The following is an 11,508-nucleotide window of genomic DNA, read 5'->3' as shown; positions in this document are numbered from 1 at the left end:
CTCCTGGCCGCCGAGCTCCCGCCGCTGGCCGTCCCCGCCACCTTCGACGTCGACGCGCTGCACGCCTGGTTCGCGGGCGTGGACCCCGTGCGGCGCGCCCTGCGCAGCCCGGGGACGTGGCGCGCCTACGCCACCGACCTCAGCCACTTCGCCGCCTGGTGCGCCGGGGAGGCCCTGCCCGCCCTGCCGGCGCGGGGCGCGACGGTCTCGGCGTACCTGAGCGCCCACGTGGAGCAGCTGTCCATCGCGACGCTGCAGCGGCGGCTGGCGGCGATCGCCGTGGCGCACGGGCTGATCGGGGAGCCCTCCCCCACCGACGGCGAGCACGTCGCGCTGGTCTGGCGCGGCCTGCGCCGCCGCCACGCCCCCGAGCGGCCCCCGCGCCGCGTGCAGGCGCTGGAGATCCGCGGGCTGGCGGCGCTCGTGGCGCCGCTGGAGGACACCGTCGTGGACCACCGCGACCGGGCGCTGCTCGTGCTCGGCTTCGCCGGCGCGCTGCGGCGCTCGGAGCTCAGCGCGCTGGACGTCGAGGACGTCGAGGTGCTCGCCGACCGGCTGCGGGTGCTGGTGCGTGCGACGGGGACGCAGGCGCAGCGGGTGGTCGACCTGCCCTGGGGCAGCCACCGCGAGACCTGCCCCGTGCGCTCGTGGCGCGCGTGGCTGGCCGCGGCGCGGATCGCCGAGGGAGCCGCGTTCCGGCGCGCGAGCAGGGGCGGGAGGTCCCTGCGCCCGGAGCGCCTGGGCGACCGCGGCGTCGCCGAGGTCGTCAAGCGGCGGGCGCTGGAGGCGGGGCTGGACCCGGCCGCGTTCTCCGGCCACAGCCTGCGCGCCGGGTTCGTCACCACGGCCGTGCGGGCGGGGGTGCCGGGGGTGTCCATCTCGCGCCAGACCGGGCACCGCTCGGCCGCGGCGCTGGCCGCGTGCGTCCGCGAGGCCCGCCCGTTCCCGGGGAACCCCGCGGCGCACGTCGGGTTGTGACGGCGGCCGTCAGCGGCGCGCCGGCTCGTCCTCCTGCTCCTGCAGCGCGGCGTCGCCGGCCCGGAAGTCCACCGAGCGCCCGGTGGCGCGCAGGACGCCGAGGACGACCAGGCCCACCACCATCCACACCAGGCCGCCGACCTTGGCGTGCACGTCGGCGTTGACCAGGACGTAGGCGATGACGACGAACCCGACGGCGGGCACCACCAGGTGCAGCCCGAAGGTCCGCTGGCGCCGCCGCAGCAGGTAGTGCGAGACCACCGAGACGTGCAGCAGCAGGAACGAGGTCAGCGCGCCGAAGTTGCACAGCGAGGCCAGCAGGTTGATCTGCCCCACGAAGAACAGCCCCAGCACCAGGCTGATCGCGGCGACCAGCAGGATCGCCCGCTGCGGCACCTTGCGGACCGGGTGCACCACCCGCAGGAACTGCGGCAGCTGCCGGTCGCGGGCCATGGAGAACAGCAGCCGCGAGGTGGCCGACTGCGCCACCAGCGAGTTCGCCACGGCGGAGCCGATGGCGACGGCGAGCGCGATGACGACCTCCAGCCAGCCGCCGGCGATCGAGCGGCCGATGTCGTAGAAGGCGTTGTTGGAGGCGTCCGCGTCCGGGAAGGCCGTGATGCCGGGCACCAGCAGCGCCGCCAGCCAGGTCTGCAGGACGAAGAGCGCGGCGACGATGCACAGCGCGATCACCGTCGCGCGGCCCACGACGCGGTTGCCTCCCGTGGTCTCCTCCGACAGCGTGGAGATGGCGTCGAAGCCCAGGAAGGACAGGACCGCCACCGACAGCGCGCTGAAGACCAGCGGTGCGGAGAACTCCTCGGGGTTGAAGAACGGCTTGGTGGACCAGCTCGCCCCGCCCACGCCGTTGCTGATGGCGATGACCGCGAAGACCACGAAGACGGCGAGCACGATCAGCTGGGCGACGAGGAAGACGTTGTTGGCCCGGGCCGTGGTCTCGATGCCGCGCAGGTTGACGACCGTGTTCACGAGCACGAACGCGACGATCCACACCGGTTGCGGCACGGCGGGGAAGACGTTGGCCATCGCGTTGGCCCCGATGACGTACAGCAGCGTGGGGATCAGCAGGTAGTCCAGCAGGATCGCCCACCCGGCCAGGAAGCCGACGGGCGGGGCGATGCCCCGGCCCGCGTAGGCGTACACGGACCCGGCGACCGGGAAGGCGCGCGACATCTGCTGGTAGCTGACCGCGGTGAAGACCATCGCGACGAACCCGATGAGGTAGGTGAGCGGCACCATGCCGTGCGAGGCGTCGAAGACGCCGCCGAAGATGGAGAACGGTGCGATGGGCACCATGAAGACGAGCCCGTAGACGAGCAGGTGGCGCAGCGACAGGCCGCGCTTGAGCTCCTGCCGGTACCCGTAGCGGGCGAGGTCGTCGGACATTCAGGCTCCCGGGCTCTGGGGTTCGGCGGCGGTTGCGGTGGGGGTTCCGGTGGGCGCGTCGGCGAGGAAGGCCGCCACGGTGTCCATGAACAGCTCCCGCTCCTCCACGTGCGGCATGTGGCTGGAGCGCTCGAAGCGCACCCAGCGGGCGCCGGGGATGCGCTCGACGTAGGGGGCGACGCACGCGTCGGTGGCCTCGTCGTGGCGGCCGTTGACGACGAGGGTGGGCACGGCCACGGCGGGCAGCCGGTCCTCGATCGTCCAGTCGCGCAGAGTGCCCACCACGTGGAACTCGTTCGGGCCGTTCATGGTGTGGTAGACGGTCGGGTCCTCGTCGATCCAGGCGAACGTGCGGGCCACCTCCGGGGGCACCGGCTGCACGCGGCAGACGTGGCGGGCGTAGAACTCCGCGGTGGCGGCGCGGTACTCCTCGGAGCCGGTCGTGCCGGCGGCCTCGTGCTCGTCGAGGGCGCGCCGGACGTCGGCGGGCAGCTGCTCGCGCAGCCGCCCGGCCTCCGCCACCCAGGTGCGCATCGAGGCCGGGGAGTTCGCGATGACGAGGTGGCGCAGGCCCGCGGGCCCGCGCACGGCGTGCTCGGCGGCGAGCATGCCGCCCCAGGACTGCCCGAGCAGGTCGTAGTCGTCGTCGATGCCGAGCGCGGCCAGGACGGCGTCGAGCTGGTCGAGGAAGAGCTGCGGCGTCCAGGAGGCGGCCGGGGCGTCCGGCAGGTGCTGCGAGCGCCCGCAGCCCAGCTGGTCGTAGTGGACGACGGGCGTGCCGCGGCCGGCGAGGTCGGCGACGGCGAGGACGTAGTCCATGGTGCAGCCGGGACCGCCGTGCAGGACGACCAGCGGGCGGGCGCCGCCCAGCTCGCCGGAGGTGCGGACGGCGGTGCGGTGACCGCGGAAGTCGACGTCGAACTCGCGCACGGGCCAGGGCGGTGCGGCGTCCGCGGCGGCGGAGGGAGCGGTGGGTGCTGCGGTCATGGGGGTGGAGCGTGCCGGGCGCAATGGTCAAAGGACAAGACCATTTACCAGAACGTAACGCGGGGCCGCGGGGACCCGCCGGCGGCGGGCGGCAGGATGGCCCCGTGAGCGCGCGAGAGGTGGACCTGCCGCCGGCCCGGCCGCGCACGAGCGTGCAGGCCGTGGTGGACCGGCTCATCACGGCGATCGCCGTGCGCGACTTCGCCCCCGGCGAGCGCCTGCCCGCCCAGCGGGAGCTGGCGGCGCTGCTGGGGGTCAGCCGGCCGACGCTGCGCGCGGCGCTGGAGGAGCTGACCCGCAGCGGGTTCGTGGCCACGCGCCGCGGGCGGGCCGGTGGCACCTGGGTGCTCAGCGGCCCGGGCGAGGCCACGCGGCGCGCGCAGGCGTCGGCGGTGACGCGCACGCTGCTGCCGAGCTGGTCGGAGCTGGAGGAGGCCTTCGACCTGCGGCGCCTGGTGGAGGCGACGATCGCCCGGACGGCGGCGCAGCGGCACACGGCGGCCGACGACGAGCGGCTGCGGGTGGCGCTGGCGGCCTACCGGGTGGCCGGCGGCGACGCGGAGGCCTCGCGCAGCACGGACGCGGAGCTGCACGCGGCGGTCTGCGCCGCCGCGCACAACTCGCAGTTGACGGCGCTGAGCCGTCAGCTGCTGGCGCGGGTGAACCTGGGCCTGGTGTGGGAGCCGTTCACCCGGGCCGACTACGACCGGGCGCTGCCCCAGCACGTGGGTCTGGTCGAGGCGGTCCTGGCCTCCGACGCGGAGCGGGCGGCGGCGATCGCGCACGAGCACTTCGCCATCACCGAGGACCGCGTGCGGGCGGCGCTGCACGAGGTCGGGAGCTGAGCGCACCCGCAACCGTGCGCGCCGCGCCCCCCGCTCGTCGTCCGCGACCGGGGGCGCGGCGCGCACCGCGAGGCCGGCGGGGCTCAGCCCCGCGGCTGGGCCGGGTTCGTCGGGTCCCCCTGCGAGGGCGGGTTGATCGGCGGCGCGTTCGTCGTCGAGGGGCTGAGCGCCGGGCCGGTGGGCGCGGGCGCGTGCTCGGGCTGGGCACCGGCCGGGTCCCCGCCCGAGGGGGTGGCGCCCGCGGCGAGCTCGTCGGCGCGCGCCCGCATGATCGTCAGCACGGGTTCGCGCGCGCCGTGCTGCTCCTCGTAGCTGATGAGGCCGGCGAGGGCGTCCGCGTCCAGGGTGCGGATGCGCGAGGTGAGCGAGGCCACCGGCAGGTGGTCGTAGTCGGGGATGGCGAGCTGGTCGCGCTCGGAGGACATGGAGCTCCTCTGCGTCGGGGGGCCGTCCGGCTCGTTGTCGAACCGCTGTCCAACCCTAGGCGCGCACCGGGGACCGGCAACCCGGTGCGGGGCGCGCCCCGGGCCGCGGTGGGCACGGCGACGGGCACGGCGACGGGTGCTGCGGCGGGCGCTGCGGGGCTCAGGCCTCCTGCCGCGGAGCGGGTGCGCCGACGGGCCCGCCGGCCTGCAGCCAGGCGGCGAACCCGCCCTCCAGGTGGGTGGCGTCGGCGCGGCCGGTGGCCAGCAGGGCGTCGAGGGCGCGGGCCGAGCGGGTGCCGGCGGCGCAGTGCAGCACGACGCGGCCGGCGGGGACGCGGGCGGGGTCGGCGAGCAGCTCGGCCAGCGGCAGCAGCAGCGCGCCGGGGACGGCGCCGGCGGCGTGCTCGTCGGGTTCGCGCACGTCCACGAGCAGGGGCCCGGCGCCGGCGGCGCGCTCGGCGAGCAGCTCGGCGGCGGTGGTGGTGGGCAGCACCCGGGCGGGTGCCGGCAGCGCGCAGGAGGGCTCCTCGCGCAGCTCGGTGACCGGGGCGCGGCGGGGGTCGGGGCGCAGCGGCACGCTGCGCCAGGTCATGGCGAGGGCGTCGTGGACCAGCAGGCGCCCCAGCAGGGGGGTGCCGGCGCCGGTGATGAGCTTGACGGCCTCGGTGCCCATGACGGAGGCCACGGCGGCGCAGACGCCGCCGAGGACCCCGGCCTCGCCGCAGGAGGGCACGGTGCCCGGCGGGGGCGCGGTGGGGAACAGGTCGCGGTAGGTGGGGCCGTGCCCGTCCCGGAAGACCGCGACGTGGCCGTCGAAGCGCAGCACGGCGCCCCACACCCACGGGGTGCCCGTCAGCACGCAGGCGTCGTTGACGAGGTAGCGGGTGGCGAAGGTGTCGGAGCCGTCGAGCACGAGGTCGTAGCCGGCGACGAGGTCGAGGGCGTTGTCGGCGCTCAGGCGCTCGCGGTGGCGCACCACGCGGATCGCGGGGTCGAGGCGGGCGACGGCGTCGGCGGCGCTGTCGACCTTGGGCCGCCCGACGTCGGCGCTGCCGTGCAGGACCTGGCGCTGGAGGTTGGACTCCTCGACGACGTCGTCGTCGACCACGCCGAGGGTGCCGACCCCGGCCGCGGCCAGGTACAGCAGGGCGGGCGAGCCGAGCCCGCCGGCGCCGACGACGAGGACGCGGGCGGCGAGCAGGCGGCGCTGGCCCTCCTCGCCGATCTCGGGCAGCAGCAGGTGGCGCGAGTAGCGGCGGCGCTGCTGCGCGGTGAGCTGCGGTCCGGGTGCGACGAGGGGCTTCACGGGGCCAGCCTGCCCGCGGCCGCGGCGACGCGCTCGGGTGGGCTCCCCTGGCGCTCCAGGGCCGCGCGCAGCAGCTGCGCACCGCGCTCGCGCTCCGCGGCGGGCAGCGCCCGCGGCGCGGCGGCGGACACGGCGGCGGGCGCGGCGGACACGGCGGCGGCGGTGGTGTCGCCCAGCCGCTGCAGGGTGCGGGCGGTGGCCTCCAGGACGGCGAGGACGGCCGGGGTGGTGAGCTGCGGCAGGGTGCCGGCGGGGCCGTCCAGGGCCAGGCAGCCGGTGACGCGGGAGGTGGCGCCGGTGTCGTCGAGCAGGGGGACGGCGACGACGACGGCGTACTTGCCGCGCACGGCGCGCAGCTCCTGCTCGCTCAGGCCCTGGCGCTCCCCCGCGGCGTCGAGGGCGGTGACGTCGCGGGCGACGACCTCACCGGTGGCGACGCAGGCGCCGACGACGCCCTTGCCGGGGGCCCAGCGCACGCCGGAGGCGACGGGGCGGCGGCGCGCGCGCACGCGGTGCACGCGCTCCAGCCGGGGCGCGCGCAGCGGGCCGCGGCGCAGCAGGTAGACGGCCAGGGCGAGGTCGCGCACGTCCAGCGGCCGGGCGCCCGGGGCAGCTGGAGCACCGGGCGCAGCGGGCGCACCGGGCGCCGGCGGCGCCGCGGCGGTGCCGTCGACGACCGCCCACAGCGCCGCGGACAGGACGTCCTCGTGCAGGTCCCGGCGGCGGTCGCGGCGGCGGGTGAGGGCGCCGCCGACGGCGCGCACGGCGGTGGAGGCGACGGCGAGCACGGCGGCGATCACGACGAGCGCGACGACCGCGGCGCGGCCGGGCTGCCAGGCGCCGGCGCGCTCGAGGGCCAGACCGGCGGCGACGGCGGCCGCGAGCGCGGCCACCGCGATCTCGAGGGCGGAGCGGGTGGCGGCGGTCACGGCGGCAGGCTACGGCGGGGGTGCGACGCGTCCGCGCGCCGGTCAGTGCGCGCTGCCGGTCAGTGCGCGATGACGGGCGCGGCGTCCGGGTCGTGCTCCGGCACCCCGCGCTCCAGCAGCAGCCCGGCGGCGACGGCGCCGGCGGCGAACAGGGCCGCCGACCACCAGAACGCCGTGTGGTAGCCGGCCAGCGTCGCCTGCACGAGGTCGGCGGCGCCGAGGGCCCCGGCGTGCTCGGCCAGGCGCTCGGAGACCGCGCTGCCGGCAAGCGCCGACAGCAGGGCGGTGCCGATGGAGCCGCCGATCTGCTGGGCGGTGTTGGCGGTGGCGGAGGCGACGCCCGCGTCGGCCGGCTGCACGCCCAGCGTGGCGGTGGCCATCGCCGAGGAGAACAGGAACCCCAGGCCGAGGCCGGTGACGACGAGGCCGGGCAGGACGACGGCGACGTAGGAGGAGTCGGCGCCGATGCGCGTGAGCAGCACCATGCCCGCGGCGGCCAGCAGCATCCCGGTGGGCACCAGCGGCTTGGGGCCGACGCGCGGCAGCAGGGCGGAGCCGACGACGCCGGCGGCCACGGAGATCGCGGCGATCATCGGCAGGAAGGCCAGGCCGGTCTGCACCGGGCTGTAGCCGAGGGTGCCGCTCAGGTAGTACGTCAGGAACAGGAAGATGCCGAACATGCCGGCGCCGGTGACGGCCATCGCCAGCAGCGAGCCGCCGCGGTTGCGGTCCACGACGACGCGCAGCGGCAGCAGCGGGTGCGCCACCCGGCTCTGCAGCAGGCAGAAGACGGCGAGCAGCAGGACGCCGGCGACCAGGAAGCCCCAGGTGCCGGGCGCGCCCCAGCCGTCGACCTCGGCGTTGGCCAGGCCGTAGACGACGCCGACCAGGCCGAGGACGGCGGTGACGACGCCGGGCCAGTCCAGCGGGGGCCGGTGGCCGGGCCGCCGGTGCTCCAGCAGCACCGCCCCGGCGGCGACGGCCACGACGGCCAGGACGACGTTGATGTACAGGCACCAGCGCCAGGACAGGTGCTCGGTGAGCAGCCCGCCCAGCAGCAGGCCGATGCCGCCGCCGGCGCCGGAGACGCCGCCGAAGATCCCGAAGGCCTTGGTGCGGGCGGCCGGTTCGGTGAAGGTGGTCGTCAGCAGCGACAGGGCGGCGGGGGCGAGCATGGCGCCGAAGGCGCCCTGCAGGGCGCGGGCGAGCACCAGGACGCCGAAGCCCTCCGCGGCACCGCCGAGGGCGGAGGCGAGGGCGAAGCCGACGAGGCCGACGAGGAACATCGGCTTGCGCCCGACGACGTCGGACAGGCGCCCGCCCAGCAGCAGCAGGCTGCCGAAGGCCAGGGCGTAGGACGTCACGACCCACTGGCGGTTCTCGTCGGAGAAGCCGAGGGCCTGCTGCGCGGTGGGCAGTGCGATGTTCACGATCGTCGCGTCGAGCACGACCATCAGCTGGGCCAGCGACAGGACCGCCAGGACGACCCACGGGGCGCGGGCTGCGGCGGCGGGTGCGGCGCTCGGCGCCGGGGTCGCGGTGCGCCCCTCGGGCGGGGTGCGCGGGTGCGGCGCGGCCGGGACCCGCGGGTCGCTCGGGGCCGGCTGCGGGGTGCGGGGCTCGACCGGGCGAGACGTCGGATCGGGCATGGGTGTTCGGTGCCTCCACTCAGCGGAGATGAGTTCTCCACTTCATCGGCAGCGTAGCAGCAGGAGTTGAGGTGGGACCTCCGCTTCCGGCTACGATGCCGGGGTGACGACGCAGCCGCCGACCGCTCCGGCACCCGGGGAGCAGGCCCGCCCGCTGCGCCGCGACGCCGAGCTGAACCGCCGCCGCGTGCTGGAGTCGGCCCGGGCGGTCTTCGCCGAGCGCGGGCTGGCCGCGACGCTGGACGACGTGGCCCACCACGCGGGCCTGGGGGTGGGCACGGTCTACCGGCGCTTCGCCGACAAGGACACCCTGGTCGAGGCCCTCTTCGAGGAGCGCATCCGCGAGCTGGTCGCCACCGCGCAGCAGGCCGCCACCGACCCCGACCCGTGGAACGGGCTGGTCTCCTACCTGGAGAGCTCCACCCGGCGCATGGCCCAGGACCGCGGCCTGCGCGAGGCGGTGCTGCGCCCCGAGCGCGGCGGCACCGGCGTCGCGCTGGCCCGTTCCGCCCTCGCCCCGCACCTGGAGGCCCTCGTCGCCCGCGCCCAGGACAGCGGCGACCTGCGCCCGGACGTCACCGCCACCGACCTGGTGACGATGCTCAAGGCCCTGCAGGTCGCCGTCGACCTCGGCGGCGAGCAGCACCCCCAGCACTGGCGGCGCCACTTCACCGTCCACCTGGACGGGCTGCGCGCGCACCGCCCGCACCCCTCGCCGCTGCCGACGCCCCCGCTCAGCCCCGAGGAGTTCAGCCGGGCGGTGCAGGCCGACCCCCGCGGGCGGTTCTGAGGAGCCCGCCCCCGCCGGCACCGGCGCGCACCCGTTCGGCGCGCACCCGTTCGACTCGCACCGCGCCGCCGGCCGCGCCAGCATCGGAGCGTGACCCGACGCATCCTGCTGACCGGCGCGGCGGGCCGGGTGGCGCACCAGCTGCTGCCCGGTCTGGACGAGCACGAGCTGCGGCTGCTGGACCGCTCGGAGCCACCGCCGCACGGCGACGCGCAGCTCCTCGTCGGCGAGCTGACCGACCGCGACCTGCTCGCGCGGGCCGTCGAGGGGATCGACACCGTCGTCCACCTCGCCGGGGACCCCAGCCCGAGCGCCACCTGGGACGAGCTGCGCGGCCCCAACGTCGACGGTTTCGCGGCGCTGCTGGGAGCCGCCGCGGAGCACGGCGTGCGGCGCGTGGTCTACGCCAGCTCCGTGCACGCGATGGGCCGCTACGAGAGCGACGGCGCGCTGCCCGTGCAGGCGCACTGGGCGCCGGCGCCGTGCTGCCCGTACGGGGCCACCAAGGCCTTCGACGAGGCGGTGGCGGGCGTGTTCGCCGACCGGCGCGGGCTGAGCACCATCGGCCTGCGCCTGGGCGCCACCACGCCGGTGCCGGAGCAGCGCAGCCAGCTCTCCAGCTGGCTCGGGCCCGAGGACCTGCGCCGGCTGGTGCGCGGGGCCGTGGAGACCGAGGTCCCCTTCGGCGTCTACCCCGCCACCTCGGCCAACACCCGCGGCCACTGGGACCTCGGGCCGGCGCGCGCCGACCTCGGCTACGAGCCGACGCTGGACTCCGCTGCCCACGCCGGCGAGGTCGAGGACGACGGCACCGACGTCACCACCTGCCGGCGCCCGTAGCGCGGGCCGGCGCCGTGGTGCTCACGGGTGCAGGGGCCCCGGGGCGACGGCCAGCCGCCCCGCCGCCAGCGGGATGGTCGGGGTGCCCGCGACGACGAGGTCGGCGCGCTCCCAGGGGCGCTCGCGCTGCAGGAAGACCAGCTCCTCGGCCACCCACTCGTGCCAGAACGCGGTCGCCCGCTCCACGTCGCCGTTCACGCCCTCGGCCACGTCGCGGGCGATGCCCCGCCGCTCGGCCAGGGCGGCGTCGGACTGCACCCAGACCGTCGCGTCGAGGAAGGGAGCCAGCTGCCGCTGGGCGGCCCCGACGCCCTCGAGGACGACCAGGTCGCTGCCCGCGGGCACCTCCACGGCCCCCGGGCGCCCCCTGCGCTCCCACGCCGGCGGCCGGTGGCGCACGCCGACGCCGCGGTGCAGCGGCGCCAGCACCCCCTCGACCGCCAGCGCGCCCCAGCCGAAGAAGGACTCGTGCCAGGCCAGGTCGTCGGTGTGCACGAGCGCCGCTGCCCGCCCGCCGCGGGCGGCGTGCTCGACGAGCCGGGTCGCCAGCGTCGACTTGCCCGCCGCGCTGCGGCCGTCCACTGCGACCACCGCGGGCCGCCCCCGCGGCGGGCCCGCCACCCGCAGGAGCAGGTCGGCGACCTCCCCCGCGTCGGCGCTGCGCCAGGGCCCGGCGAGCGGTTCCCCCGCCGGCAGCACCAGGGGCGCGACCTCGTCCACGCCGGCCAGTCTGCGCGTGCGCCCTCACCGCTGCACCCGCGGGTCGTGCGCGGGGTCGGCGTGGGTCGCGGGGCACCCCTCGGCGACGGCCCGCGGGCGCAGCTCGAAGTGCCAGGGCTCGTTGCGGTACACCGGGCACAACCCGTACCGGGCGCCGTGCTCGGACAACCACGCCGCGGCGGCGGCGGGCCCGACGTCGACGGCGTCCCCGCTCACGTGCGCGGACGTGTCCGCGGGAGCGACCCAGCGGGCGGCCTCCTGCGGCGAGCCGTGGCGGGCGACCGCCTCGGCCAGCAGCTGCTCCTGGTAGCGGCGGGAGCGCCACCCGCTGTTGACGACGAGGGCGGCGCCGTCCTCGGCGGCGTCCGCAGCGGCCCGGCGCAGCGCCTGCAGCAGGGCGGGGTCGAGGTCCGCCACACCGGGGTAGCGGTCGTCGAACGCGCCGGTGCCGTCGGGGAGCAGGCCGTCGGCCTCGGTGACGGCCTGCTCCCCGAGGGCACCGGCGGAGTCGGTGCGCGAGGTCGCACCGCCCACCCGCGCCGGCGACGGGCCCGGCGCGCCGGCGAGGGCGGCGACCAGCGCGGCGGCCAGCACGGCGGCCAGCGCGGCGGCCGGCAGGAGCGGGACCAGGC

Annotated in this window: 12 protein-coding genes; 4 read left to right on the top strand and 8 right to left on the bottom strand. The window is 77.4% G+C overall.

Going from position 1 to position 11,508, the window contains the following annotated elements; translation table 11 throughout:
- Positions 1–978, top strand: a 978-nt coding sequence (locus GTQ99_RS12960; protein WP_205707396.1) for a tyrosine-type recombinase/integrase, incomplete at its 5' end; no start/stop codon positions are given.
- A gap of 9 nt (positions 979–987) precedes the next feature.
- Here GTQ99_RS12960 and GTQ99_RS12955 read toward each other — a convergent pair.
- Entirely contained in the window at positions 988–2,385 is a 1,398-nt protein-coding gene (locus GTQ99_RS12955; RefSeq protein ID WP_166616148.1) for an APC family permease, read from the bottom strand.
- A complete protein-coding gene (locus GTQ99_RS12950) occupies positions 2,386–3,372 on the bottom strand; it encodes a proline iminopeptidase-family hydrolase (RefSeq protein ID WP_166616147.1) in 987 nt (328 codons plus the stop codon). It abuts the gene before it with no gap.
- Positions 3,373–3,476: 104 nt separating this feature from the next.
- Here GTQ99_RS12950 and GTQ99_RS12945 point away from each other — a divergent pair, with 104 nt between their 5' ends.
- Positions 3,477–4,217, top strand: a complete 741-nt coding sequence (locus GTQ99_RS12945) for an FCD domain-containing protein (RefSeq protein ID WP_205707395.1) — start codon at positions 3,477–3,479, stop codon at positions 4,215–4,217.
- A gap of 83 nt (positions 4,218–4,300) precedes the next feature.
- Here the strand turns inward: GTQ99_RS12945 and GTQ99_RS12940 are convergent, their stop codons facing one another.
- The 4 genes from GTQ99_RS12940 to GTQ99_RS12925 form a co-directional block, all read right to left on the bottom strand.
- Positions 4,301–4,642, bottom strand: a complete 342-nt coding sequence (locus GTQ99_RS12940) for a DUF8129 domain-containing protein (protein WP_166616145.1) — start codon at positions 4,640–4,642, stop codon at positions 4,301–4,303.
- A 160-nt stretch (positions 4,643–4,802) separates the two neighbouring features.
- Entirely contained in the window at positions 4,803–5,948 is a 1,146-nt protein-coding gene (gene moeB / locus GTQ99_RS12935; RefSeq protein WP_166616144.1) for a molybdopterin-synthase adenylyltransferase MoeB, read from the bottom strand.
- Positions 5,945–6,877, bottom strand: coding sequence for a hypothetical protein (locus GTQ99_RS26915; protein WP_166616143.1), 933 nt, complete (start codon positions 6,875–6,877; stop codon positions 5,945–5,947). Before GTQ99_RS26915 ends, moeB begins: the two co-directional genes overlap by 4 nt.
- Positions 6,878–6,936: 59 nt before the next feature.
- Complete coding sequence (locus GTQ99_RS12925) at positions 6,937–8,526, bottom strand: MFS transporter (RefSeq protein WP_166616142.1); 1,590 nt, start codon at positions 8,524–8,526, stop codon at positions 6,937–6,939.
- 103 nt (positions 8,527–8,629) lie between these two features.
- On the opposite strand from GTQ99_RS12925, the gene GTQ99_RS12920 reads away from it, so the two are divergent.
- Positions 8,630–9,316 (top strand): SbtR family transcriptional regulator, encoded by a 687-nt coding sequence (locus GTQ99_RS12920; protein ID WP_166616141.1) that lies wholly within the window; start codon positions 8,630–8,632, stop codon positions 9,314–9,316.
- Positions 9,317–9,406: 90 nt separating this feature from the next.
- Positions 9,407–10,156: an NAD-dependent epimerase/dehydratase family protein gene (locus GTQ99_RS12915; protein WP_166616140.1), complete on the top strand. Its 750-nt coding sequence runs from the start codon at positions 9,407–9,409 to the stop codon at positions 10,154–10,156.
- Between the two features lie 21 nt (positions 10,157–10,177).
- On the opposite strand, the gene GTQ99_RS12910 is transcribed toward GTQ99_RS12915, so the two are convergent.
- Together GTQ99_RS12910 and GTQ99_RS12905 are read right to left on the bottom strand one after the other, a co-directional pair.
- Complete coding sequence (locus GTQ99_RS12910) at positions 10,178–10,876, bottom strand: uridine kinase family protein (RefSeq protein ID WP_338074963.1); 699 nt, start codon at positions 10,874–10,876, stop codon at positions 10,178–10,180.
- 24 nt (positions 10,877–10,900) lie between these two features.
- Positions 10,901–11,506, bottom strand: a complete 606-nt coding sequence (locus tag GTQ99_RS12905; RefSeq protein WP_420814551.1) for a M15 family metallopeptidase — start codon at positions 11,504–11,506, stop codon at positions 10,901–10,903.
- Between the last annotated feature and the right edge of the window lie 2 nt (positions 11,507–11,508).

Source organism: Kineococcus vitellinus (genome assembly GCF_009906315.1).
GTDB classification, from domain to species: Bacteria; Actinomycetota; Actinomycetes; order Actinomycetales; family Kineococcaceae; genus Kineococcus; species Kineococcus vitellinus.
This window is presented reverse-complemented; position numbering and strand designations above follow the sequence as displayed.

What these genes read in the sequence shown, in the direction of transcription:
- GTQ99_RS12950 (WP_166616147.1), bottom strand. Translation starts at nt 3,372, where the DNA reads ATGACCGCAGCACCCACCGCTCCCTCCGCCGCCGCGGACGCCGCACCG.
- GTQ99_RS12940 (WP_166616145.1), bottom strand. Translation starts at nt 4,642, where the DNA reads ATGTCCTCCGAGCGCGACCAGCTCGCCATCCCCGACTACGACCACCTG.
- GTQ99_RS12955 (WP_166616148.1), bottom strand. Translation starts at nt 2,385, where the DNA reads ATGTCCGACGACCTCGCCCGCTACGGGTACCGGCAGGAGCTCAAGCGC.
- GTQ99_RS12925 (WP_166616142.1), bottom strand. Translation starts at nt 8,526, where the DNA reads ATGCCCGATCCGACGTCTCGCCCGGTCGAGCCCCGCACCCCGCAGCCG.